A 23,904-nucleotide genomic window follows, 5' to 3' on the forward strand; every position below is an offset into this window, starting at 1 on the left:
TACGAAAAGAAGGAGATGATTTGATGGAAAAGGATCATATTCTCGACGAAAATCCGCACCAAACATACAACAATGCGGCAAAGCCACAGGAGCAGACCGGCGAACCGCTGGCTGGCTCCAAAAAAGTCAAGCAAAAAAATCATTCCCGCTCCATCAAAACGCGGGAAGGGTAAGCTGTTGGCTAAAAGGCCCGAGCGGAATCAGTCCGTTCGGGTTTTCCTTTTTCTTACAACAAAATGATTGAATTGTCCCACAGGGATGCTCTATGATGGATGCAGTATCCATAATGGAGGTTTAGCCCAATATGATTACCATTCCACTTCCGGGCAACGGCCCGCTTTCGAACGCGATCAGCTACAGCGTCTCTCCTTTGTACGAGCTGGCAGCCAGCCTGCACACTCTCGCCAAGCCGACTCCCCCTGAACGCTTCTTTTCATGGTCAGAGGACAAGCTGGAGCAATTTGAATCCGCTCGCCTCAAGCAAGAATGGCAGTATTTGCTCCCGCTCTTCCGCTATGGTCTCCCCGACTCCTTCGATCCCGTCCAGACAAAAGGCGTGATGGGAGTGGACGATCAATACGAATACTTCGTGTCGCTGCCGACCGAGCAATTTGTCCGCAGTGTGACTCCGATGCTCGACCAATGGATGCAGCAGCACGAGATTCCGCAAGTGTATTTGGACATAAAGGAAGACTCTGATTATGTAAAAGGCCGTTTCAGCCTGTTCGTCTCGTCTTACTGGCAACTGTTTTTTGAAGAGAACTGGGAGAGCATCGCGCCGCAGTTTGTGAAAGAGGCGGAGCGCATTTACTATGCCGTGCAAAGCGTTCCTGCCCTGCTTTCCTACCTGCAGTCGCTCTCTCCCGCCTTCTCCCTGGATGAAGAGACTTGCCACCTGACATATCCGAGCCATGGCCCAGACGACCATGCGCAGCAGTTAATCCTGTATCCCAGCTATTATTATGCCCAGGAGCCTTGTCTCAGCAAAAAGGGAACGAACGCTCACCTGCTGTACTCCTTCTCCTGAGCTTTTCCACTAAAAACGCCCTTTAAGAAGGGCGTTTTTCATGCAACATATGCGCAACGATCAATTTATCCAGTTGCTGACTTATTTTCACGATTTCTGGGTCAAGAAAATTGTAGCCTGCTTCTTTGGCTGCACGTTCCAGCTTTTGGCGCAAGTCATCAATCATCTTACTCGTAGTTTCCATGCTGCCAAGCCTCCACCCACGTCAGTCTCCCACTATTTTACATTATATAAGAACAGGTGGAAAGGGTAAGATGTGGAAGAAAAAAGCCTTGTATCCGTATAGGAACAAGGCTTTTTTCGCAGGTGCCGCTGTTATTTCATCACGTGGATCGGACGACCCAGCGCCAGCTCAGCCGCTTCCATCGTCACTTCCCCGAGTGTCGGGTGAGCGTGGATGGTCAGCTCAATATCCTCAAGCGTAGCGCCCATTTCGATCGCCAGGCCGATTTCCGCGATGATGTTGGAAGCTTCCGGACCTACGATTTGCGCGCCAAGGACGAGGTTGGAGCCTTTTTCCGCAATCAGCTTCACGTAGCCCTCGCCTGCGTTGACAGACAGAGCGCGGCCGTTTGCAGCAAACGGGAAGCGTCCCACCACATAATCGATGCCTTTTTCTTTTGCTTCTCGTTCGTTGATACCCACGCTTGCGATTTCCGGATCGCAGAAGACAACCGCAGGAATCGCTTTGTAGTCCACCTCAGCCGGATGTCCGGCAATGGCTTCGGCAGCCACTTTTCCTTCGTAGGAAGCTTTGTGGGCGAGCGCAGGACCTGGCACGATATCCCCGATCGCGTACACGTTAGGAATGTTCGTGCGGCCTTGCTTGTCAACGACGATCAGGCCACGATCGGTCAAGTTCATGCCGATATCGCGAACGCCCAGCTCATCGGTGTTCGGACGGCGGCCAACGGTGACGAGCACGTATTCTGCCTCGATTTGTTGCGCTTCGCCTTTGACTTCGGCTTTCACGATCACGCCGTTTTCGGTCTCTTCCATGCCTTGCGCCAGCGCTTTGGTATGGATGGTCACGCCGAGCTTTTTCAGCTTGCGCTCCACAAGACGCGGCATGTCTGGCTCAAAGCCAGGCAAAATTTGATCGGAGCCTTCGAGAATCGTCACTTTGGTACCGAATTTCGCAAACACCGTACCCAGCTCGATGCCGATGTAGCCGCCGCCGATCACGACCATGCTCTTCGGCAGCTCGGTCAAGGACAGAGCTTCTGTCGAGGACAGCACGCGCTTGCCGAACGGGAAGGCAGGCAGCTCGATCGGGCGGGACCCGGTCGCGATGATGCAATGCTCGAAGCGATAGCGGTTCACGTCATAACCGTGGAAGACGCGCACTTCGTTTTCGCTGACGAACAGCGCTTCACCTGGGATTACCTGGATTTTGTTACCTTTAAACAGGGAGCCAACGCCGCCTGTCAACTGCTTCACGATGCCGCTTTTCCATTCCTGGACTTTGGCAAAATCCACTTTGACGTTTTCCATGGTGATCCCCATGGATTCGGTATGTTGAGCGTGCTCATACGTGTGTGCCGCATGGATCATCGCTTTGGAAGGAATGCAACCTACGTTCAGGCACACGCCGCCCAGCTCTGCTTTTTCCACAACCGCTACGGTTTTCCCCAGTTGGGCGGCGCGAATCGCCGCCACATATCCGCCTGGGCCCGCACCGATGACGAGCACGTCTACTTCTGTCGTAAATTCACCTACTACCATTGTCTCTTATCCCTCCATGACGAGCAGCGTCGGGTTTTCCAGAAGCTGCTTCACGTAGTTGACGAAACGCTGCGCAGGTTCGCCATCAACCAAGCGGTGGTCAAAGCTCAAGGACAGATGCAGCATTTGGCCAACCACGATTTCGCCGTTTTTCACCACTGGTTTTTCGCTGATGCGACCAACGCCGAGGATTGCAACCTCTGGGTAGTTGATGATCGGCGTGAAGAACATGCCGCCAGCGGAACCGATGTTGGTGATGCTGAAGGTAGAGCCTTTCAGCTCGTCAGCACTCGCTTTGCGCTCGCGGGATTTTTTCGCCAGCTCGCTGATTTCGCCAGCGATTTGGAAAATCGACTTGCTGTCAGCCGCTTTGACGACAGGAACGAGCAGGCCGTCTTCTGTCGAAGTCGCGATACCGATGTTGTAATATTTTTTGTAGATGATTTCTTGTTTTTCATCGTCAATGGAAGCATTCAGCTCTGGGAACTTTTTCAGACCCGCTACGACTGCTTTCACGATCATTGGCAGGTAAGTCAGCTTCACGCCGCGCTCTTCTGCGAGTGGTTTCGCGTCTTTGCGCATCGCAACCAGTGCGGTTACGTCCACTTCGTCGAAGATCGTTACGTGTGGCGCTGTGTAAGCGGATTTCACCATTGCTTTGGCAATCGCTTTGCGGATGCCTTTCAGCGGAACGCGCTCTTCCAGTTCGCCAGCTTGTGCGCTGTAGTGAACGGTTGGCGCAGATGCTGCTTGGGCAACACCAGTTGGAGCCGCTGCCGGAGCTTCGACTGCTGCTGGAGCAGCCGTTTCTACTGCTTGTGCGGCAGGAGCGGATGCGACAGCGCCGCCCGCTACGAAGCGGTCTACGTCTTCGCGGGTGATGCGGCCGAGCTTGCCCGTACCAGGTACCAGTGTCAACTGCACGCCTTTTTCACGCGCGTATTTGCGCACGGAAGGAGTAGCCAACACGTGCTTGCGGTCGATTGGAGCGGCAACCGCTGTCGCTGTCGCTTGCGGCGCCATTGGCGTTTCCAGCGCCTGGTTTGCATTTGCGCTCACCTGGGAGCCGATGTCGCAGCCTGGCTCCATTTTGTCAGCAGCAGGAGCTGGTGCAGCTTCAGCCCCATGCGCATCGCCGTGACCGTGGTCTGGCAGGTTCGGAATTTCGCCTTCTACTTCGAACTCGATCAAAGGATCGCCGACGACAGAAACAGTCCCTTCTGTCACTTTCAGCTCGACAACTTTTCCTTTTACAGGCGATGGAACTTCTACTACCGCCTTGTCATTTTGCACTTCCATAATGACTTGGTCTTCTTCTACGGAATCTCCGGGCTGTACGTGCCATTTGACGATTTCGCCTTCATGGATACCCTCGCCGAGCTCCGGGAGTCTGAATGTAAAACGACTCACAGTATCTCCTCCTTTTAAACACTACGCTTCAATGAACAGCCTGCAAATTTCGGAAAGAAGGCGGAAAGCTCTCAACTTTTCCGCCATTATGTCTGTTTCCGATTAAAAATCGAGCACTTGCGTGAGTCCGTCTACCACGCGTTTCACGTCAGGCAGCCAGATATCCTCTGCTTGTGCAAACGGATAGACTGTATCCGGCGCAGTGATACGCAGCACAGGCGCTTCGAGGTGGAGAATGGCGCGCTCGTTGATTTGCGCGATGATTTCCGCAGCAACACCGGAAGTTTTTTGCGCTTCCTGCACGACAATCGCACGGTTTGTTTTCTTCACGGATGCGACGATGGTGTCGATATCGAGCGGGCTGATGGTGCGCAGGTCGATGACTTCTACCTTCGCGCCGCGCGCTTTTTCGATTTCTTCTGCGGCTTTCAGGCTGGTATGCACCATAGCACCATAGGTGATGATGGTAACATCGCTGCCTTCTTTTACTACGTTCGCTTTACCCAGCGGGATGGTGTACTCGCCTTCTGGCACTTCTTGACGGAAGGAACGGTACAGCTTCATGTGCTCCAGGAACACGACCGGATCGTTGTCGCGAATCGCGGAGATCAGCAGACCTTTTGCATCGTACGGGTTGGAAGGGATAACCACTTTCAGACCCGGCGTTTGCAGCATCAAGCCTTCCAGGGAGTCAGCGTGCAGCTCAGGTGTTTTCACGCCGCCACCAAATGGGGAGCGGAACGTTACCGGGCTGGAAAAGCGACCGCCGGAACGGTAGCGCATACGAGTCGCCTGGGAAGCGATCGCGTCGAATGTTTCAAAAACGAAGCCAAAGAACTGAATTTCCGCTACAGGACGGAAGCCGTTGATGGACAAGCCTACAGCCAGTCCACCGATTCCGGACTCAGCGAGCGGCGTATCGAATACGCGCTGCTCGCCAAATTCAGCTTGCAAACCTTCTGTCGCACGGAATACCCCGCCGTTTTTCCCTACGTCTTCCCCGAAGACAAGTACGGTTTCATCGCGCTTCAACTCTACGCGCATTGCATCCGTAATGGCTTGAACCATTGTCATTTGTGCCATGGCTTATTTCGACTCCTTCGCCAGGAATTCTGCCTTTTGCTCTTCGAGTGCAGGCGGCAGTGTCTCAAACATTACATCGATCAGTTCGGTCACTTTCATTTTCGGCGTTTCGTCCGCTTTTTTGATCGCGTCCGCAACTGCTGCTTTTGCTTCTTCAATGACAGCTTCCTCGTCTTTTTCGCTCCAGAGGCCTTTGCCTTCGAGGAATTTGCGGAAGCGGATCAATGGATCGCGCAGTTCCCACTCGCTTTGCTCTTCGCCAGAGCGGTAGCGGGTTGGGTCGTCACCTGCCATGGTGTGTGGACCATAGCGGTAGGTCAGCGCTTCGATCAGTGTCGCGCCTTCGCCGTTCACGCCGCGTTCTCTCGCTTTTTTCACCGCGTAGTAAACAGCGAGGATGTCCATACCGTCGATACGCTCGCTGGCGATACCGGCAGCCACTGCTTTTACGGCGATGTTTTCAGAAGCCGTTTGCTTTTCGAACGGCAGGGAGATCGCGTAACCGTTGTTTTGCGAGAAGAAGATGACAGGCAGCTTGTAAACGCCTGCGTAGTTCATGCCCTCGTAGAAGTCACCTTGGGAGGTTGCCCCGTCACCGAAGTAGTTGATCGCCACGCGCTTTTCGCCGCGCAGCTTGTAGCCCATCGCCACACCTGTCGCTTGCGTACATTGCGCAGCGATGATGATTTGTGGCATCAGTACGTTGACGCCTTCCGGAATCCGTCCACCCTCGATGTGTCCGCGGGAGTAGAGGAACGCTTTGTGCATAGGGAAACCGTGCCATACCATTTGCGGAATGTCGCGGTAGCTTGGCAGGATGAAGTCTTCTTTGGAAAGCGCTGCCTCGGAGCCGATCATGCTTGCTTCTTGACCCGCTACAGGCGCGTAAAAGCCGAGACGACCTTGACGGTTCAGGCTGATAGCGCGTTGGTCCCACACGCGGGTAAAGACCATTCTACGCATCAGTTCACGCAACTCATCATCAGAGAGCTCAGGCATCAAGTCAGGACGAACAACCGTACCGTCCGGTGCAAGAATTTGCAGCGGGGCGTTGTTCTCTGTTTGTTCAACAGCAGTGGTTACGCTCATCTCATTCACCTCGTCACTAGAATAAGGGGCTTCCTGCCTGCCGTGCGCCCTGCCGCGTTTCACCGAGCAGATGCTCAATCAATGGCGGCGAGTGCGAACGATGTCGGAAGTGTCCCCAATAATGGAAAAAGCAGAAGAAAAGTTGTCTCGTGCAAGAAAGGGCTTACAGCGCCGTTTGCACCACCCTGTTATACTGCAGACAAATTGTCTGTTTAATGTGTTATAGTATTGATATTACAGGGTTTATTTCCTCTCTGTTATCATTTACTATAAAAGCTGTATCAGTTTTTTTCAAGGCTTAGTTTTACATTTGAGCAAACAGGAGTGTAAATCGATGTCTGAATATGTAAAACGAACGATCATAAAAGAAGAAGTGCCAAGCATTCATGTGGACACTCCCCGCTCGGTCAAAGTGTACCTCCCGCCGGGCTACAACGAGCTTCTGTCCTATCCTGTCGTCTACTGCCAGGACGGGAATGACTTTTTTACGATGGGACGAATCGCTACCATCGCCAACCAGCTCATTTTGGAGGAAGGCATCGAGCCGTTCCTCGTCGTCGGCGTCTCGGTAGACCGCAGCAAGCGGACGAGCGAATACTCCCCCGTCGGCGCAAGAAACGAAGCGTACAAACGCTTTTTTTGCGAAGAGCTGCTGCCGTACATCGAGGAGCGCTATCCCGTTAGGCGCGACAAAGCGTCCCGCGTGCTTGCAGGCGATTCGCTCGGAGGCACTGTGGCGCTGCATCTCGCCCTGGACCAGCCTGAGCTGTTTTCGCAGGTGCTTGCGCTGTCGGGAGCCTTTTTCCAGCCGACGCTCGACGCCATCCAAAGCCGCGAGAGCCTGTCCTGGCTGCGCATCTGGATGGTCGTGGGACTGGACGAAACCGCCGTGGAGACGCATATCGGAACGTTTGACTTCGTCGAATGGAACCGGGAAGCGAAAAAGCTGCTCACGGCCAAACAGGCCAACCTGTCCTATGCCGAAAAGCCGGGCAATCACGTCTGGGGCCTGTGGCAAAAGGAGCTGCCGGATGCCCTTCGCCACTTTTTCCCGCCGCCGCGCCTGTAGCCGCTTCCAGACTCGGCTGGCTTGGCGACGTGTCCGTTTTCGGCTAGAGCGAGCCGTTGATTTCCTTGATCTCTTCGTATCCGTAATAACGGCCATCTACCATGTAAATGCCCTGGTGGGTGGCTTTTTCAATTTCTCCTGCTACCTGCTGCGCATTTTGGAGAACGATGTTGACGATCTTGCTCTCGTCGCGCTTCATCTGGTTTTGCAGCCGCTCACGCTCTTTGGCCGATATCATGTTCATCCCTCTTTTCCCTCAAGAGTCAATGGCTATAGTATTTCTTTGGAAGAAGGGAAATACACGCGAACGACGGAGAAAAACCCCCGCCATGCCGCAAGAGCCGCTCTTGGACAGACGGGGGCTTTCTGGATTTATTTTTCGCTCTTTCAAGCCTTCTTGCGAGCAGCTCCGTCGCCTTGGCGGCATCTTCCTTGAAGTAATCGTTGCTGCTGAGCTTCATCGAGGGCGGCACCCAGGCGTAGGCAGCGGGAACACCCGGCAGGACAATTCCGTCGACCAACGGCTGGCGCTCAATCGCGTAGGAAAACGCCTGGCGAATTTTTTTGTTCGTAAACGGCGGCTGGGTCGTATTAAACGTAACCGCTACGGTATTCGGATACGGGTCGAGCACAATTTTGCCCTCATCCTGCAAGCTTTGCAGCAAATCGACAGGCAGCGTATAGGCAGTGTGGCCGCCCCAATCGAGATCGCCGGAATCAAACAGCGCTTGCAACGTGTTGGTGTCGGTAATCATGCTCCAGACGATCTTGTCCAGCTTCACCGCGTCTTTGTCATGGTACTTGTCGTTTTTGACCAGCACCAGCTTGTTTTTATGCTCCCAAACATCCATCTTGAACGGGCCGTTTCCGATGTAGTTCTCAGGAGAAGCCGCCCAGCCCGGATTGGACTCGACCGTTTTTTGGTGCAGCGGGAACAGCGTCGGGAAAGCGGTCAGCTCGTAAAAAAACGGCGCGGGCGAATTGAGCTGCACTTCCAGCGTGTGGTCATCGAGCGCTTTGACCGCGACGGCATCCTTGCTTCCTTTTCCCGTGTTAAATTCTTCCGCTCCTTTGATGAAATAAAGCATGTAGGCGTACTCCGAGCCTGTTTGCGGGTCGAGATTGCGCTTCCAGGCAAATTCAAAATCGTGCGCGGTGACGGGATCACCGTTGGACCAGAGGGCGTCTTTTTTCAATTGAAACGTGTACGTCAGCATATCGGGGGAAACGGAGTAGTTCTCGGCCAGCGCTCCCGCAATCTTTCCGTCAGGCCCGTAGCGCGTCAGCCCTTCAAAACAGGCCGTAATCACGTCAAAGGAAGTCCCGTCTGATGCCAGGCCCGGGTCTGCCGTCGGCGTTCTCCCCCTTCCGCATTCCAGTTCAAGACCATCTCTTGCGTTTTGGCTTGCTCGGATTTCGTTGTTTCTGTGCCCTGGTTGTCAGTTGCCGACGGCTGGGACGAACTACAGCCTGCAACGAATTGAAAAATCAGAAACCCAATCAATAGCGCGCCTGTTCGTTTCTTCAACTCTCGCGTCCTCCTCGTCTGTGTCGAGTTCGCGAAGATGACTGATTGACAGTCTTTTACTCTCCACCATGCTATCGCATCACCGCAAAAAAGGAATCGGACGAGTTGGTAGAAAATCATGTGCTAGCGGCGAAAGATTTTTATACATATTGCCAAAAAATTCGTTCTATTTCTTCGGCGCTTCCCAAGCAACAAGCCAGTCCGCCCCTTGTCTGGTGCTGGACTGGCTTTTCGCTCTCGCTCAAACAGCCTGTATCGTTACCCGGAACACTTCGCTGCTCCCAGCAGCTTCTCTACGACTTCCAGCACTTTGGCGACGCTTTGCTCGTCGATATTACGGTGCGTCGTAAAGCGGATCACGTATTCGTCGAAGTCGACCGCCAACACCCCTCTGTCTGCGAGCCGCTGCAAAAAGTCAACCGCTGTCTCCTGGATCGAATCGGTCCTGACCAGCACGATATTCGTCTCGACAGGCTCGACAGTCAGGGACAGCTTGCGAAAGCCTGCGGCCAACTGCTGTGCCCGCTCGTGATCTTCACGCAGCCGCTCGACCATCTCGGTCAAGGCGATGATTCCCGGCGCAGCCAAATAGCCCGCTTGGCGCAAGCCTCCGCCGAGCTTTTTTCGCCACCATCTCGCTTCTTCGATAAAAGCGCGGTCCCCAGCCAAAATGGAGCCTACGGGCGCACTCAGCCCTTTGGACAGGCAAACTTGAACGGTATCCGTGTATTGGCTCAGTTCGCAAACGTCGACTCCTTGGGCGACCGCCGCATTGAACAGCCTCGCCCCGTCTAGATGAACCGGAATCCCGTGCTTTTGCGCCACGTCATAGACGCCCTTCATCTGCTCGACAGTGACCACCGCGCCTCCAGCCCGGTTATGCGTATTTTCCAGGCAAATCAATTTCGTTCGCGGAAAATGAATGTTGTTGCCGCGGATCGCTTTTTCCACGTCTTCCGGGCGCAAGGCACCGCGCTCTCCCGCGAGTGTCCGGGTTTGCACGCCAGCCAGAGCCGACATCGCTCCCCCTTCGTAATAAAAAATATGCGATTCCGCTTCCGCGATCACCTCGTCACCATTGACACAGTGGGTCAGCACAGCGACCTGGTTGCCTTGTGTGCCGCTGGTGACAAACAAGGCCGCCTCCTTCCCGAGCCGTTCCGCTGCAAGCTGCTCCAGTCGGTTTACCGTCGGGTCTTCGCGATAAACATCATCGCCCACTTCGGCTTCCGCCATCGCGCGAAGCATCGTTTCAGTCGGTTTCGTGACGGTATCGCTGCGCAAATCCATTTTCATAAAAGCGTCCCCTTCCGCATGTTCGTCTAGCAACTCTATGTTCCAGAACACTTTCCACATTGCAACTGCAATTCCCTCTTTGCTAAGATGGAGAAGAAACTCACATACATACAGTTAGGAGACTTGACCGATGAAGGTAAAGATCACTCGCAATGCAGCGAAGCAACTGACCACGATCATGGAGCAGGAAGAAGACAAAGACCTGAAGCTGCGTGTCTATATCACTCACGCGCACGGCGATCATGCACACTACGGCCTGGCGCTGGACAAACCGACCGAAGAGGATGAAGTAGTCTCCACTGACAAGGAAATCGACGTTGTCGTGAAAAAAGACGAGCCGCTTCTGGACGGCATCATCGTCGACTACCTGTATCTGCCGCAAGAAGGCTTCGTCATCACCAACCCGTCCAAAGGAAACACAGGCGACCATTAATCGCTTTGAGCCACACACGCAAAAACCCCTCTGCTGCTTATTCAGCCAGAGGGGTTTTTACTATTTGCCACGTTCAAGCCTGCGTGTACAGCTCGGGCGAAAGCTCAGCCAGCAGTGGCGCCTGCTCCCCTGCCATCTTCGTCAGCACGAGGCGATGCACCGGCCTGGTCATCGCCACGTAGAGCAGCTTCGCGTCCCACTCGTTGTTTTGATACGCATCCACATCGACCACGATGACCGCGTCAAACTGCAAGCCTTTTGTCAAATAGGCAGGCATCACGGTTACGCCGCCCGGAAACTGGTTGTCTTTGCTGCCGAGCAGCGTCAAATCGGCAATGCTCTTTGCAAGCGCCTTGTGCGCCTTTTTGCTCGCCTGAATCGTCTTGGTGACGATCGCGATCGTTTGCAACCCTTCCTTTTGCAGAGCGGCCACCCGGGAGCTGACTTCCGTCCACAGCTTGGCGCGCGAATCGGCCTCGACCATGATTGGCTTTTCGCCATGGCGCAAGACGGGCTTCGCCAAGACGGCTTCCGGCAGCTCAATCTGCCGCAGCACTTCGTTGGCGCACAGCATGATCTCAACTGTCGAGCGATAGCTTTGCGCCAGCGTGTAGTAGGCGGGACGAAGCTGTTCGAAAATACCCTGGGTCAGCTCCTCCCACGCGTGAATGCCGCGGTAGCTGTGAATGCCTTGGGCGATGTCGCCGACAATCGTCAGCGAGTGGCGCTTCGTCGCGAGCGCAATCACGGCAATCTCCAACGCGCTCAAGTCTTGCGCTTCATCCACGACGGTATGGTCGAAATGCCCGGCCTTGTTCATCCCTTCGATGATATGCTGCAAATACAACAGCGGCGCGATATCCTCCGCTTCCAGCCGCTCCTGGGCAAACAGCGCCGCAGAAGACCGGCTCACATCGCGGACCACTTCGTCGGAAATGTCCGCAGGGACAAGCTTGCGCAACAGCTCCTCCTCTGCGATCAGCTCGCGGTACGACTCGAAAATGTCCAGCCGCGGGAAGGAGACGAGGTACGTATCCAAAATTTGCTCCAGCATTTTTTCAAACTTGGCCAGCCCTTGCTTGTCGAGGTCGACTTTTCGCTCGCGCAAATGCGAAAATAGTTGCTTGTTCATCTCTTGCTTCAAATGCTTGCGCAGCGCATCGACGCGTCGATGGTACGGCAAGGACCCGAACTGCTCCAGAAAAAACTGCCGGATCGTCTCGCCCGGGATGGAGAACACTTGCTTCGTCTTGTTGTAAAGAAAACTCAGTTTTTTGAACGGGATTCTCGTCTCGATCACGTAGCGTATGTACTCTTCCATGGCTTCCCGGCACGCCAGCGAGCCTTTGAAACGCAGCCGATGGCGGGTGATTTCCTGCTCCCGCTCGTCCTGCCCTTCTTCAAAAAACAACTGCAGCGGTTTGTCCGGGCTCACGATCCGCCAGCCTTTGGGCATGAGCGGCTTCACGAGCCGCGCCGCCCAGTCTACAAACGTCGATTGCTGAACATCGTCGACGCCAAGCTCGGGTAGCACCTCTGATATGTACGTCAGAAACATCCGGTTCGGGGCGAACACCATAAATTTTTTCGACATCATCGTATCCTGGTAGTTGTAAATCAGGTACGACAGCCGATGCAGCGCAATCGTCGTCTTTCCGCTGCCCGCAACCCCTTGCACGACGATCGGCCGATCTTTTTCCGCGCGAATGATGTCATTTTGCTCCGACTGGATCGTCGCGACGATATCTTTTAAGCGGCTGTCATTCGTCAAGTTCAGATTGGCGTTCAAAAATTCGTCGATGAAGCCTTCCTGCAAAAACTCGTCCGGGTGCCCCATCTCGCGGTTGATCGTCTCTTTTACAGCGCCATCGTAAATCCCGACGATTTTTCCGTCCTCAATTGCGAAGTTGCGCTTCAATCTCACCTCGCCGCGCACGATCTCGCGCCCCATCCGGTAAAACGCATCCTTGCTCTCTCCGGAATAATAGAGACTGGCAATGGGCGCTCGCCAATCCACGACGATCGAATCAAACGTATCGCTGCGGACGATCCCTCTTTTTCCGATGTACACCTGGTCAAGCTCGTAAACCTCGTCCTTGAGAAAATCGACTCGGCCAAAGTACGGCTTGTCGCGTCCGTGATCCTCCAAATAACGCAGGTCTTTTGCCTTGCTTGCGTTCACGACCTGCTTGACGTAATCGTCGGTCGCTTCCCGAATCTCTTCGCGCAGCCGAGCGATCTCCCCATCGATCAATGCAATCGTCTCATCCAGCTTGTTTTGTTCTGCCTCGTAATCGCGGTGTTGGGTACTCACACCCATCCCCCCTCTCGTCTTTTATCAATGTGATGGTCGTTATTGCATTTGTCTGGCAAGCCAGATTCCCGCGGCACAAGAGAGCAGGCCGACCACGATACTGAGCAGGGCGTAAACGAGCCCGCGCAGCCATTGTCCCTCTCCCCAGAACGAAACCACTTCCAGCGAAAATGTGGAAAACGTCGTGAATCCGCCCATAATACCTGTCGTAAACAAAAGATACAGCTCAGGCGAGAAGCCTCCCCGCTCCTTGCCGATCACAAACAAAACGCCGATGGCAAACGAGCCAATGATGTTCGCCAGCCACGTGCCTACAGGCCAGCCCGGCTGATTGGCAACCAGCGCCAGCACATAACGAAGCAACGAGCCGACTGCTCCCCCAACCGCTACAGCCACCCATGCCATTGGTCCCCCTCCTCAATTGCAAAACTGGCAGAAGTCGTCAGGAACAAAAAGACACCCGAGCGTCAAGCAAGGATGTCTGCCGTATCAATACAAGTAAGTTTACTGTTTTGGACGATTTTCCTCAAGATCTTCCACATAGCGGATGGAATCCAGATTCGCTCGAAGCGACATCTTGACCGCATCGATGTACTTTTGGCGCAGAGCTTTTTGCTCCTGCTTCTCCTCGTCAGTCAAGCCAACCTCGCGAGATTTCTTGACCAGTTCGTTGATTCGTTTAATTTCCGCGTCAGATACCACGTTCCGGTTCCTCCCACTCTGTAGTAATGCCGCTTTATTATATCATATCAGTCGGAACTGGCAAGAGAGCGGATGGCGGGCAAGTGCTCGAATCAGTCCGTTTCCGGGATGAACAAGGTCTGCCCCGGATAAATGAGATTGCTGTCGAGGTTGTTCGCCATTTTGATATCGAAAATCAGATCGCGCACATCCACCTTTTCCGAATGATGATGGCGCACAGCAATCGTCCAAAGACTGTCGCCGGAGCGAACGGTCACTTCTTTTCCTTTTAACGGCTCTTTATGCGCAGAAGAGGCAAACACCAGTTCGGTAAGCAAGTAAAAAAAGAGAGAGAACGTCAGCAAAAACAAAATAGCTTGTCCTCTCGTGATGCCCAAACGGACGCGGCGAGGCTGCTTTTTCTCGAAACGGTTATGGATAGACATGGCATTCATAATATGACCCCCTGCAAACATACGTTCTATAAGTTCGTATCCCTATCATAAATGAGAACATATGTTCATGTCAATACAAAAACCGCCGTCTCGCAAATTCGCGCGGAGCTGCTGTGCGCAGCCGTTTTTGCTTCGGATGACGCTGCCGGGCGACTCTATTGGGGTGGATTTAGCTCGTTTCTAGCTGGTTGCTTGCTGCCTGAACAGAAGTCCAAGTGTGCCGCGTTGGTGCGGTTTGTGGCTTGGCGTAAGCTCGGCTCTTCGGTACTGGAGCGGCTGGCGGTTTGACGTGAGCTCGACTCTGCGACAGTGGAGCGGCTTGTGGCTCGACGTAAGCCCGGCTCCGCGACGATGGAACTGTTTGCCGACTTGGAGTTAGCCCGGCTCTATTACAATGGAACGGCTGCAACTTACGGCTCCGGCCGCCCGCCCGCGCTTTTTTCGAGATTTGGCCGATGCTGTCGAATCAAATGCATTTACCCTGTCAAAAATTCCTGTTCGCATCAAAATCGAACTTATGTTTGTCGAACGCAAGCTCCCATGGTATAATATAGGAAAACATGTTCGAGAAATCAGGGGTGTCTCTCTATGTCAAAATTATCCAGCAGACAACAAGCCATAATCGAATTTATTCGCAAGGAAGTCCGGGACAAAGGCTATCCTCCATCCGTCCGCGAAATCGGCGAAGCTGTCGGACTTGCCTCCAGCTCTACTGTGCACGGTCATCTGGCGCGCTTGGAAAAGAAAGGGCTGATCCGCCGCGACCCTACCAAGCCTCGCGCCATCGAACTGCTGTCTGAGGAAGACCGCTTCCAGGACAACTTCGAGGACTCTGTCGTTCGCGTTCCCGTCATCGGGAAAGTAACCGCCGGGCAGCCGATTACCGCGATTGAGGACGTCGAAGAGTACTTCCCGCTTCCAGAAAATATCGTGACTTCAGACAAGGTGTACATGCTGCGGATTTCCGGGAACAGCATGATCGACGCCGGTATCCTGGACGGCGACTACGTAATCGTGCGCCAGCAGCACGTCGCCAACAACGGCGATATCGTCGTCGCCATGACAGAAGAAGACGAAGCGACCGTCAAGCGCTTTTTCAAAGAGAAGAACCACTTCCGCCTCCAGCCGGAAAACGCGACGATGGAACCGATCATTTTGGACAACGTCACCATTCTCGGAAAAGTCATTGGCGTCTATCGCCTCATCCACTAATCGTTCCAGCGCATGAAAAAAGGACAGCCTCCGCTGTCCTTTTTCGTCTCTATCATTATATTTATCTGGCAAGGAAAAACCAGACGATCATGCTCACCTGCAACACGACTTTGACAACTGCGCTTCCCAAAAAGCCGATCAGCGAGCCAAAGCCTGCCTTTACCGCTTTCTCTATCGGCTGCTTTTGCACGAGCAACTCCACCAGCACCACGAGCACGAACGGCATAATCAGCATCCCGAACGGCGGGAACACGAAGATTCCGAGAACAATCCCTACGGCCGCAGCCACCGAAGACCATTTGGAGCCGCCGTACTTTTTCACGAAAAACATGTTGGTCAACAAATCCGCACCGTACAGCAAAATACTGAGCACCACCATCCCCCACCAGAAAGACGCTGGCAACCCCGCTCCCGGATCGGCTATGAAAAAGTGGTAGAGCAAAAAGCCTGCCCACAGTAAAATCGTATCGGGTAGTACTGGCAAAAATATACCGGCGATACTTAGCGCGAAAAGCACCAACACGATAATCCAAAGAACAATATCCATTCTCTATGCACTCCTCTCACATAGGTAATACGAGAAAAAGCCGATTGAAGTTGCACTCTTCTTTTGCGAATCCGTGAGGCCGTCTGCGAGGAGTACCTGCCTATTTTAACGAAAGCGGAGGGTTACTATGACGCGAAACTGGCGCGACCTCTCTTATTTGCACAACGGGACACCGAAACAAAAAGCTGCGGGCCAGGCCATCGCCCAATCCGCGGTCATGCAGCGGCTGCAAGCGTTCGATCCCGTGCTCGCAGGTACGATCCCTCTGGACATCGACATTGCGGACAGCGATCTGGACATTATTTGCGAGTGCCACCACCTCGAGCAGTTTGCCGACGTCGTCCGCGCTTCGTATGCGGCGTATGAAGGCTACAAGGAAGCTCGTCTGCTCGTGCAAGGCGTGCCCACCTGCCTGATTACGTTTTTTGCCTGCGGCTTCTGGTTTGAGCTGTTTGCCCAACCGCGCCCGGTCGAACAGCAAAATGCGTATCGGCACATGGTCGTCGAGCACCGTTTGCTGCTGCTCGGTGGCGCTGACGCCCTCCGCGCCATCCGCCAGCTCAAGCAAGACGGCCTGAAAACCGAACCTGCTTTTGCCTCCTATTTTAACATTCCGGGAGACGATCCATACCAGGCGCTGCTGGATGTGGAAAAGTGGACGGAAGAACAGCTCCGCACTCTTGTGACCAGGTAAAGAGTCCCCCGCTCCTTTGTCGCATAGGCGGACGGCGCGCGCGTGGCGAAAAAATCGCCAGAGCCGCGGTGCAAATGGCGGACAGATGATTTATAATGGGAACTACTGCGCGGGCACTTGGCGGCGCGCAGGGAGAAAACGCGAACGAGGGGGTGTGTGGTTGGTGAATGGAATTGGTTTGCCAGATACTGCAGCGTCTCATGCAAAGCCTGGGAATAAGGCGATACTTTGCATGAGGTGGACAGTCGTTTAGACAATTCATCGCCTTCTCTAACGTATCTCATTTCTTATTTCCTGGCTTTGCCCCTTATTTTTCACTTTAAAAATAAGGAGCGAGCGGAAATGAAATATGTGAATGCAGCCAGCATGCTGCCAGAAACCTTGATCGCAGAAATCCAAAAGTACGTGCAGGGAGAAATCATCTACATTCCGAAACCGAAGACGGCCCATCACAAATGGGGGACCCGGACCGGCGGCAGAAAACAGTTGGATGAACGCAACAGCGCGATCCGCAACGCTTTTCGCGAAGGCGCCTCCATCCAGGAGCTGGCCGAGCAGTACTTTCTCTCGACGGAAACGATCAAAAAGATTGTGTATGCCAAATAGACAAAAGCACTGGCGCGTCCACGAGACGGTCAGTGCTTTTCCTATGCCGAGTTCTTTTTACAATCGTTCTTTCCCTTTGCAGCGCACTCCGCTCCTTTTACAGTAGAAGGTACAAACACCATCACAACTCCTCACGCCTGACGGAGTACGCTGCAAGGAGGAACCAGAAAGATGCAACCATTTATTTCACCCCACCACTATCACTTCATCAAAGCACAGGTGCAAACCTTGTTGAACGCATACACAAGCAGCACAGACCCTAACGTCATCCGGGCCCGCAAAGAAATCGCCCAGGAATCCGTGTTCCAGCTCTTCCCCGGCATGACAGAGGAACAAAAACAACTGCTTGCGCCACTCGCAGCCATCAAGGAAAAGAACGAAGCCAAACAGTTTTTGCTGCGGCTCTCGCCGTATATCATCCCTTTTCCCGCTTTGACCGAGCAAGCGATCAAAAAAATGTTCCCGAAGGTCAAGAAGCTCAAGCCGCCTGCGACAGCGGAAATCCCGTATGCCGAGACGTCGTATGTAAGCTGGTTCGACAGCGGGGCAGACAAAAAGTACATGATCGCCTACTACCCTGACAAGCTGATCGGCATTCACGGCGTTTTTACTCCCCTGCCCAAAAAAGGGATTTGTGCGATCTGCAACAAAATTACCGACATCGGCATGTTCGTCCTGGAAGCGCGGGGGGCGGGCAACGGCACGTATTTGAAAAAAGGAAACTACTTGTGTCAAGACAGCGTCACTTGCAATCAAAATATTCGTTCGCTGGAAAAACTGCATGATTTTCTGGCTACGATGGTCAAATGAGCAGAAACACGATCATGCGCGAAAAACAGTGGCGGCTCCTTGTTCAAGCTTAGCGAACAAGGAGCCGTTTTCATAAAAAATACCCCTCAAGCAACTCAAGGGGCAGTTGACGGCAAACGGGCGAGAGGATGCATTCGTTCTTTTGACCGAATCTTTGATGAAGCCCGCTATCTTTGCGAAAACTGCGCGGAGAAATGGAGCTTCCACAAAGGCCACGCCATCAGGAGGGCGATTTTCATCGACAATGGCGTCCATCAACGGAAAGGGAGGATTTTCCTTTCGGGTACCTTTACTATACTTTGCTTCTCTATTTGCTGTCTCCTGACCAAAGTTAGGTGAGGTTAATCTTTTTCACGGGAGTTGCTAGCGTTTCTCTTATTTTGCCAGCGTGGCGAGTACATCCAAACTGTTCCGCCACTCGCTGTTTAGGCGGGGGAACTGCCCTCTCAGCTTCCATTGGCTTGAGCATGGTACAGCCAGATAGGCCGGTCGGAAGCGAGATAACGATTGTTTCGGCATGCCGGGCGAACTGAATGTACGTGGATCGGATAGGTTAAGCCCCGCTAGACAAAAATGGTTCGTCCAAAGCGGCGGGCAAAAGAAGGATGCGGCTGTTACAAGTAGTCGAAAAATCGGTTCCACCAGGTGTATTCGCCGATCATCGCTTGATTTTTCCCATCGTACAAGGTGTTCAGCTCGTCTGCGGGGATGTAGCGGTAGCCGTTCTCCTGCAGCGTGGCGATGATGCGGTTCATGTCTGGTTGCTTTCCCGTCTCGTCAAAAGCACCAAGGATCGTCACGAACCGTCCAAAGGCCGAAAAGCGGATCGCCAGCTCGTAGCACATCGCATAGCTTCCCCCGCTCGCTTTCGCATCGTGTTGGCTTTTTTCCAGGATGTACATCTCTGCGAAAAACGAGGCGTCCTGTACGCAGTCGTCCAGTTCGAAACGGTTGTCTGTTTCAGCTTCCAAGCGGGCTTTTACCATTTTTACTTGCTGCATTTCTTTTCGGTAATCGAAGTCTTTCGGGGCATACCATTCGGCTGCGTCGTCGAAGTGGAGCAGGAGTTGTTTTAGTTGCGGGTTCATAAAGGTTCCTTTCCTATAAGAAACAATGTTATCTTTTTGATTTTGTACCCTTTACAAAAAATAGAAAATAATCCTTATTCATGTTATGCTCTCACTAGCTAGGCCACAAAGGAGAGATTGACATGGGAAAAAGCATTTTGATCGGGCTGGCCGTTTACGTCATCGGCATCATCCTCGTCTCGGCTACTACCGCCATTTATAACGGAACTCCTTCAGAGTTGTCTTATTTGCGCGCCATATCGTACGCAATTATTTACCTCGCAGGCGTCGTCGCTGCCAGCGCTGTGCTGTTCGTGAAAAAGCGCCAGAAATAGTTCCTCGCCAACAATGCTCGGATTCCCTCCTGGCTCAATCCGTTCTGGTCAAAAAAAGAACAAGAGGGACTATTTTCATTATAAGCAGCTTGAGTGCTGTTTTCATGGTAGCTTCTGCTTTCTCTCTTTTTAGCTAGTCCGGAAAGCAGGAAATCGCCAGTTCCTTCTGATCCGCTCCCACTCTTGGTTGCAGGAGCGGATCAGCCTCGTTAAAACCCCAATAAAAAATGTTCTACTAACTCATTTATGTAAACGAATCACTTTTGTTTCTCCGCAATTCCCTCCGCCCCTCGCAAAAGCACCTTTGGAACCAGCCGAATATATACTAGCTCCCCAATCAGCTCTACAATGGTTTGCGTCACGATCACTGCCGACGCCACTCCGTTTAGCGGTTCCGGCAGCGCCAGTGCAAACGGAAGAACGACCAGAGAGTTACGCGTGCCTGCACTAAAAATCAAAGCTCGCCCTGCTCCGGTATCCAAACGGAATAGATGGGAAACAATCCGCGCAATAATCGGTGTAATCGCCATATATGCTGCATAGACAGGAATCACTTGGATGATCGAATCAAAAGAGCTATACAGTTTGGCAATTTGCGAGGCAACGACAACAAAAAGCGTTAGCGCCATAAAAGGCACAGGCAGCCATGCTGTCGCATCAAGAAACCGTTCTCCCCGTGGTTGTCTTGTTGACCACCATTGCGTAAGTAGAGCAAGAATCAGCGGGACGACAATAAGCCCGAAAAACGCTTCGAGAAATGGCCCGACACTCACGATTTCTGCTGCTTTCTCGCCCATAAAAAGCCATAGATAAACGGGCAAAAAAAGCATTTGGGTGACAAAAAGGATCGGGGTTGAAACCAACACGAGTTTCTCGTTCCCACGCCCAAGATGGGTGAAGACAATCACATAGTCAATGCAGGGGGTAAGCAAAACAAGAAATACCCCTAACAAGATTGCTGGATCGGCCGGAAGAAACCGCGTTAACCCCCAGACAAGGACTGGTACGGCTATGTAGTTGACGAGAAGGAGCGCATACATAAACTTTCGATTCGAGAGTGCCTCTTTTAAACGAAAAAAAGGGATTTGGGCAAACATTCCATACATCAAGATGGCAAGCACGAACGAAATCGTACGATCAAGGCTCTCGCCTGATTCTGGCCATAACAACCCGAATCCAGCAGCAATCACGAGCAGGAACGCATAAAGCCACACTTGATTCTTTTCTAATTGTTCTCTTGAAATCATTTCTCGCCCAGCCCTTTCCTATCGCGAACCCGTAGTTTCTATTTTTTTCAGGCATTCCAACCACGTAAGGCATTTGCAGCTTAGCCCGCTGTCTAATATTTGTATCATCCAATCAAGCTGTTTTTTTCTTTCCTCAAGTTGGGAGCGTTTCTGCTTCGCCATTTGTTCCCAGCGCTCAGACAGTGGTCCACTGGTTTCAAAACCTTCTAGCAAAATCGCGATTTCCTGGATGCTAAAGCCTGTTTGCTGCGCGATCTTGATAAAACTGATACGTTCGAGTAGTTGTTCATCGTACCGGCGTTGCCCATTTTGACGTTCCGGAGCAGGAAGCAAGCCAACGGATTCATAGTAACGCAGCGTCGATGCGTTTACCCCTGCCCTTGCCGCAAGTTGCCCAATGCTAAGTCCAGACATAACAACTCCCCCCTTGACTTAAAGTTAACTTTAAGTTTTACGATTCGATTATATCTCTTTGCGGAAGGTGCTGTAAATGAAATCAGTTGCTAGTTGCATACGCTCTGTGCTTGTGCTTTTCCAGTCAGTGGTGCGGTAGCTCTGGGCGTTCAGCTTGTAGAAAATCAGGCATTCTTGCTGAAACGTGAAAGGGGAAGACAAAATGAGCCCAAAAATGCCTATCGCTTGTTGCCACACAGTCTTTACGGAAGCGGAGCGAGTGGAGTACAAAAGCATTTGGGAAGAGCTTGATTCGAGAAGGATTAGCATTGCGGAGCTTGAAAAAGGGGTTCAGTATCAATTTCCGGGGGATCAAGATACGTTACGGCTTGTGCAGGAATGGGTGCGGCTGGAGCGAAAATGCTGCCCGTTTTTAACGTTTACGGTCATTGCAAGCAGCGAAGAGAACCCGATTTTGCTGGAGCTTACCGGAAACGAAGAAGCGAAAGCATTCTTACGCAATGAAATGGAGGCGGAAATGAAACGAATAACATGCAAATAAAAAAAGCTCCACGATTAGTGGAGCATACTTTCCCAGTCTCGCCTGGTCCGTTTGCAGGTGCTGGTGTGATATCCCAACCTGCCGGATATGTTCGTCCACATTTCCAAAAAATTAAAACAGATAGGATGGACAAATTTGAAAAACACATATTAACAATCTACAACTAGAAAATTTGTGGGCGAATTGTGGGCAAAAGCAATACATCGACGTGAATTTCGAAAGCTGCCCACAAAAGCAAAAACCCCTCGCACCAGCAGGCGCAAGGGGATTTTTCCATTTTAGTAAGTGCTCATGTACTGCTCGCGCTCCCAGTCGTGGACGCGTGTGCGGAACATATCCCACTCGATTTCTTTTGCTTCGATGAAGTGTACCAGCGCGTGCTCGCCCAGGGCTTCGCAGATTACTGGATCGGCTTTCAGGCACTCGATCGCTTCCTTGAGCGTAGCTGGCAGGTTGACGATGCCGTTTGCTTCGCGCTCTTCTTCGGTCATCACGTAGATGTTGCGGTCGATCGCTGGTGGTACAGTCACTTTGTTTTTGATGCCGTCCAGGCCGGCTTTCAGCATGACAGCCAAAGCGAGGTACGGGTTTGTTGCCGGGTCTGGGCTGCGCACTTCGATACGGGTTCCCATGCCGCGGGAGGCTGGGATACGGATCAATGGAGAGCGGTTTTTCGCCGACCATGCCACGTAGCAAGGTGCTTCATAGCCAGGTACCAGACGTTTGTACGAGTTCACGAGCGGATTGGTGATCGCTGTGAAGCCGCGAGCGTGCTGCAAAATACCTGCGAGGTAATGCTTCGCTGTTTGGCTCAGGCCCATTTCGTCTGTCTCGTCGTAGAACGCATTTTCGTTGCCGCGGAACAGGGATTGGTTCGCGTGCATACCGGAGCCTGCCACACCGTAGAGCGGTTTTGGCATGAAGGTTGCATGCAGGCCGTGTTTTTGCGCGATCGTTTTTACAACCAGCTTGAAAGTCAAAATCTGGTCTGCTGCTTGCAGCGCGTTCGCGTATTTGAAGTCGATTTCGTGTTGGCCTGGCGCTACTTCGTGGTGGGAAGCTTCGATTTCAAAGCCCATTTTTTCCAGGGTCAATACGATGTCGCGACGGCAGTTTTCGCCGGTGTCGAGCGGAGCGAAGTCGAAGTAGCCGCCTTGGTCGTTCAGATCGAGCGTAGGATCGCCTTTTTCGTTGAGCTTGAACAGGAAGAATTCAGGTTCTGGTCCCACGTTGAACGCAGAGAAGCCCATTTCTTCTGCTTCTTTCAACGCGCGCTTCAAAATATAGCGAGGGTCACCCTCGAACGGAGAGCCATCCGGCATATAGATATCACAGATCAGACGTGCAACTTTCCCATGCTCGTTGCCCCACGGGAATACAACCCAGGTGTCCAGGTCCGGTACCAGATACATATCCGATTCCTCGATACGAACAAACCCTTCGATGGAAGAACCGTCAAACATCATTTTGTTGTCCAACGCTTTTGGCAGTTGGGACAGAGGAATCTCCACGTTTTTGATAATCCCCAGCAGGTCAGTAAACTGCAGACGGATGTATCTCACGTCCTCTTCCTGGGCCAATCGCATAATGTCTTCTCTTGTGTACTTGCTCACATTTCTCTCCTCCTGTCTCTCTCACAACTTTATATCAGTGGAAGAAGCGGGATAGCTCTCCACGAATCAATGCGTCCTCGCCTGGGCGGGCAGCATTGCGATACATGATCTGTTGTCTGAGCAACTGGTGCAGTTCCTTGTCAGACATGTCCTTGCGCTTGCCTTCGGACGTTTGCGTAATCTCCGTCGGCTCGGTGACCGGTTCTTGCAGCTTCAGCACTTGCTTGATGCCGGCAATGTTGAGTCCTTTTTCGATCAGTTCCTTGATCTCCAACAGTCGGTCTACATCATTGAAGGAGAAAAGCCGCTGCTTCCCTTCCGTGCGAGCCGGTTGAATCAGGTCATTTTGCTCGTAGTAGCGAATCTGTCTCGCAGTGAGATCGGTCAGCTTCATGACGATCCCAATGGGAAAGAGGGCCATATTCCGGCGAAGGTCATCACTCATGACTTGTCCCTCCTCTATCGTTATCCTTATGCCTTATTTTATGCAAAAGCATAAACACTGTCAACGGATGTTAGAAAATATCACGCAGAAAGTGACCCGCATTGGTAAAAATCCACGTTTGTCCCGCGCTGCCAGACACTCGAACCCCGGCGCTTTCGCTTAAAACCGCCTCATGAGGACATTGAGCCGCTTGCTTTTTCCGCCAGTCGGCGCTTCCTGCGGGGAGCTACCCGCTCTCCGGCGTGTCAGCCGCAAAAAAACGG

29 protein-coding genes are annotated in these 23,904 nt (G+C 52.6%); 10 read left to right on the forward strand and 19 right to left on the reverse strand.

Translation table 11 applies throughout. From position 1 onward, the window contains the following. Positions 1-23 precede the first annotated feature (23 nt). Together AC3WQH_RS00515 and AC3WQH_RS00520 are read left to right on the forward strand one after the other, a co-directional pair. On the forward strand, positions 24-173 hold the full coding sequence (locus AC3WQH_RS00515; RefSeq protein ID WP_005835773.1) for a small acid-soluble spore protein P: 150 nt from the start codon (positions 24-26) through the stop codon (positions 171-173). 131 nt (positions 174-304) lie between these two features. Next, positions 305-1,027 carry a hypothetical protein gene (locus tag AC3WQH_RS00520; protein ID WP_492331870.1) on the forward strand — a complete coding sequence of 241 codons (723 nt, stop codon included), beginning with the start codon at positions 305-307 and terminating at the stop codon, positions 1,025-1,027. Positions 1,028-1,049: 22 nt separating this feature from the next. On the opposite strand, the gene AC3WQH_RS00525 is transcribed toward AC3WQH_RS00520, so the two are convergent. The 5 genes from AC3WQH_RS00525 to pdhA all read right to left on the reverse strand — a co-directional run bounded on the left by AC3WQH_RS00525 (position 1,050) and on the right by pdhA (position 6,334). Beyond that, on the reverse strand, positions 1,050-1,211 hold the full coding sequence (locus AC3WQH_RS00525; protein WP_007786969.1) for an aspartyl-phosphate phosphatase Spo0E family protein: 162 nt from the start codon (positions 1,209-1,211) through the stop codon (positions 1,050-1,052). Positions 1,212-1,342: 131 nt separating this feature from the next. After that, a complete protein-coding gene (gene lpdA, locus AC3WQH_RS00530) occupies positions 1,343-2,752 on the reverse strand; it encodes a dihydrolipoyl dehydrogenase (RefSeq protein WP_005835777.1) in 1,410 nt (469 codons plus the stop codon). Positions 2,753-2,758: 6 nt separating this feature from the next. Then, the gene (locus tag AC3WQH_RS00535) at positions 2,759-4,162 is read right to left on the reverse strand and encodes a dihydrolipoamide acetyltransferase family protein (protein ID WP_122952629.1); all 1,404 of its coding nucleotides are present in this window, start codon (positions 4,160-4,162) and stop codon (positions 2,759-2,761) included. A gap of 102 nt (positions 4,163-4,264) precedes the next feature. After that, positions 4,265-5,245 carry an alpha-ketoacid dehydrogenase subunit beta gene (locus AC3WQH_RS00540; protein WP_005835781.1) on the reverse strand — a complete coding sequence of 327 codons (981 nt, stop codon included), beginning with the start codon at positions 5,243-5,245 and terminating at the stop codon, positions 4,265-4,267. Between the two features lie 3 nt (positions 5,246-5,248). Further along, the gene (pdhA, locus tag AC3WQH_RS00545) at positions 5,249-6,334 is read right to left on the reverse strand and encodes a pyruvate dehydrogenase (acetyl-transferring) E1 component subunit alpha (RefSeq protein ID WP_007786964.1); all 1,086 of its coding nucleotides are present in this window, start codon (positions 6,332-6,334) and stop codon (positions 5,249-5,251) included. A 334-nt stretch (positions 6,335-6,668) separates the two neighbouring features. Here pdhA and AC3WQH_RS00550 point away from each other — a divergent pair, with 334 nt between their 5' ends. Continuing rightward, entirely contained in the window at positions 6,669-7,403 is a 735-nt protein-coding gene (locus tag AC3WQH_RS00550; RefSeq protein WP_005835785.1) for an alpha/beta hydrolase, read from the forward strand. A gap of 43 nt (positions 7,404-7,446) precedes the next feature. On the opposite strand, the gene AC3WQH_RS00555 is transcribed toward AC3WQH_RS00550, so the two are convergent. The 4 genes from AC3WQH_RS00555 to ltaE all read right to left on the reverse strand — a co-directional run bounded on the left by AC3WQH_RS00555 (position 7,447) and on the right by ltaE (position 10,227). Then, a complete protein-coding gene (locus AC3WQH_RS00555) occupies positions 7,447-7,647 on the reverse strand; it encodes a hypothetical protein (protein WP_007786962.1) in 201 nt (66 codons plus the stop codon). Positions 7,648-7,666: 19 nt separating this feature from the next. Continuing rightward, entirely contained in the window at positions 7,667-8,713 is a 1,047-nt protein-coding gene (locus tag AC3WQH_RS00560) for a peptide ABC transporter substrate-binding protein (protein ID WP_492331871.1), read from the reverse strand. Beyond that, entirely contained in the window at positions 8,710-8,931 is a 222-nt protein-coding gene (locus AC3WQH_RS00565) for a hypothetical protein (RefSeq protein ID WP_005835787.1), read from the reverse strand. The genes AC3WQH_RS00560 and AC3WQH_RS00565 overlap by 4 nt, the downstream gene beginning before the upstream one ends. 258 nt (positions 8,932-9,189) lie before the next feature. Next, complete coding sequence (gene ltaE / locus AC3WQH_RS00570) at positions 9,190-10,227, reverse strand: low-specificity L-threonine aldolase (protein ID WP_492331872.1); 1,038 nt, start codon at positions 10,225-10,227, stop codon at positions 9,190-9,192. Between the two features lie 130 nt (positions 10,228-10,357). Between ltaE and AC3WQH_RS00575 the strand changes: the two genes are divergently transcribed. After that, the gene (locus AC3WQH_RS00575; RefSeq protein ID WP_005835790.1) at positions 10,358-10,660 is read left to right on the forward strand and encodes a HesB/IscA family protein; all 303 of its coding nucleotides are present in this window, start codon (positions 10,358-10,360) and stop codon (positions 10,658-10,660) included. Positions 10,661-10,733: 73 nt separating this feature from the next. Here AC3WQH_RS00575 and AC3WQH_RS00580 read toward each other — a convergent pair whose 3' ends face one another. The 4 genes from AC3WQH_RS00580 to yneA all read right to left on the reverse strand — a co-directional run bounded on the left by AC3WQH_RS00580 (position 10,734) and on the right by yneA (position 14,110). Then, a complete protein-coding gene (locus AC3WQH_RS00580) occupies positions 10,734-12,974 on the reverse strand; it encodes a UvrD-helicase domain-containing protein (RefSeq protein ID WP_197186888.1) in 2,241 nt (746 codons plus the stop codon). A 39-nt stretch (positions 12,975-13,013) separates the two neighbouring features. Continuing rightward, on the reverse strand, positions 13,014-13,379 hold the full coding sequence (crcB, locus tag AC3WQH_RS00585) for a fluoride efflux transporter CrcB (RefSeq protein ID WP_005835794.1): 366 nt from the start codon (positions 13,377-13,379) through the stop codon (positions 13,014-13,016). Positions 13,380-13,478: 99 nt separating this feature from the next. Further along, positions 13,479-13,676 (reverse strand): DUF896 domain-containing protein, encoded by a 198-nt coding sequence (locus AC3WQH_RS00590; RefSeq protein ID WP_005835795.1) that lies wholly within the window; start codon positions 13,674-13,676, stop codon positions 13,479-13,481. A 92-nt stretch (positions 13,677-13,768) separates the two neighbouring features. Continuing rightward, positions 13,769-14,110, reverse strand: coding sequence for a cell division suppressor protein YneA (gene yneA / locus AC3WQH_RS00595; RefSeq protein ID WP_005835797.1), 342 nt, complete (start codon positions 14,108-14,110; stop codon positions 13,769-13,771). 588 nt (positions 14,111-14,698) lie between these two features. Here yneA and lexA point away from each other — a divergent pair. Continuing rightward, positions 14,699-15,322, forward strand: coding sequence for a transcriptional repressor LexA (lexA, locus tag AC3WQH_RS00600; protein ID WP_005835798.1), 624 nt, complete (start codon positions 14,699-14,701; stop codon positions 15,320-15,322). Between the two features lie 61 nt (positions 15,323-15,383). On the opposite strand, the gene AC3WQH_RS00605 is transcribed toward lexA, so the two are convergent. Beyond that, entirely contained in the window at positions 15,384-15,869 is a 486-nt protein-coding gene (locus tag AC3WQH_RS00605) for a DUF456 domain-containing protein (protein ID WP_005835801.1), read from the reverse strand. A 127-nt stretch (positions 15,870-15,996) separates the two neighbouring features. Between AC3WQH_RS00605 and AC3WQH_RS00610 the strand changes: the two genes are divergently transcribed. The 3 genes from AC3WQH_RS00610 to AC3WQH_RS00620 all read left to right on the forward strand — a co-directional run bounded on the left by AC3WQH_RS00610 (position 15,997) and on the right by AC3WQH_RS00620 (position 17,979). Next, complete coding sequence (locus AC3WQH_RS00610) at positions 15,997-16,563, forward strand: DUF4269 domain-containing protein (RefSeq protein WP_007786952.1); 567 nt, start codon at positions 15,997-15,999, stop codon at positions 16,561-16,563. Positions 16,564-16,905: 342 nt separating this feature from the next. Continuing rightward, complete coding sequence (locus AC3WQH_RS00615) at positions 16,906-17,169, forward strand: CD3324 family protein (RefSeq protein ID WP_005835805.1); 264 nt, start codon at positions 16,906-16,908, stop codon at positions 17,167-17,169. 171 nt (positions 17,170-17,340) lie between these two features. Then, positions 17,341-17,979, forward strand: a complete 639-nt coding sequence (locus AC3WQH_RS00620) for a FusB/FusC family EF-G-binding protein (RefSeq protein WP_492331873.1) — start codon at positions 17,341-17,343, stop codon at positions 17,977-17,979. Positions 17,980-18,593: 614 nt separating this feature from the next. Here AC3WQH_RS00620 and AC3WQH_RS00625 read toward each other — a convergent pair. After that, a complete protein-coding gene (locus AC3WQH_RS00625) occupies positions 18,594-19,067 on the reverse strand; it encodes a hypothetical protein (RefSeq protein WP_007786948.1) in 474 nt (157 codons plus the stop codon). A gap of 122 nt (positions 19,068-19,189) precedes the next feature. Here AC3WQH_RS00625 and AC3WQH_RS00630 point away from each other — a divergent pair, with 122 nt between their 5' ends. Continuing rightward, complete coding sequence (locus tag AC3WQH_RS00630) at positions 19,190-19,381, forward strand: hypothetical protein (protein ID WP_005835813.1); 192 nt, start codon at positions 19,190-19,192, stop codon at positions 19,379-19,381. Positions 19,382-19,638: 257 nt separating this feature from the next. Here the strand turns inward: AC3WQH_RS00630 and AC3WQH_RS00635 are convergent, their stop codons facing one another. Further along, the gene (locus AC3WQH_RS00635) at positions 19,639-20,628 is read right to left on the reverse strand and encodes an arsenic resistance protein (protein ID WP_005835669.1); all 990 of its coding nucleotides are present in this window, start codon (positions 20,626-20,628) and stop codon (positions 19,639-19,641) included. An 18-nt stretch (positions 20,629-20,646) separates the two neighbouring features. Next, positions 20,647-21,042: a MerR family transcriptional regulator gene (locus AC3WQH_RS00640; RefSeq protein WP_005835668.1), complete on the reverse strand. Its 396-nt coding sequence runs from the start codon at positions 21,040-21,042 to the stop codon at positions 20,647-20,649. Between the two features lie 202 nt (positions 21,043-21,244). Between AC3WQH_RS00640 and AC3WQH_RS00645 the strand changes: the two genes are divergently transcribed. Beyond that, positions 21,245-21,583, forward strand: a complete 339-nt coding sequence (locus tag AC3WQH_RS00645; RefSeq protein ID WP_238504402.1) for a hypothetical protein — start codon at positions 21,245-21,247, stop codon at positions 21,581-21,583. A 278-nt stretch (positions 21,584-21,861) separates the two neighbouring features. On the opposite strand, the gene glnA is transcribed toward AC3WQH_RS00645, so the two are convergent. Then, positions 21,862-23,196 (reverse strand): type I glutamate--ammonia ligase, encoded by a 1,335-nt coding sequence (glnA, locus tag AC3WQH_RS00650; protein WP_005835665.1) that lies wholly within the window; start codon positions 23,194-23,196, stop codon positions 21,862-21,864. Between the two features lie 34 nt (positions 23,197-23,230). Beyond that, positions 23,231-23,641 (reverse strand): MerR family transcriptional regulator, encoded by a 411-nt coding sequence (locus tag AC3WQH_RS00655; protein ID WP_005835664.1) that lies wholly within the window; start codon positions 23,639-23,641, stop codon positions 23,231-23,233. Between the last annotated feature and the right edge of the window lie 263 nt (positions 23,642-23,904).

It is taken from the genome of Brevibacillus sp. FW301-21C12A (genome assembly GCF_058788915.1).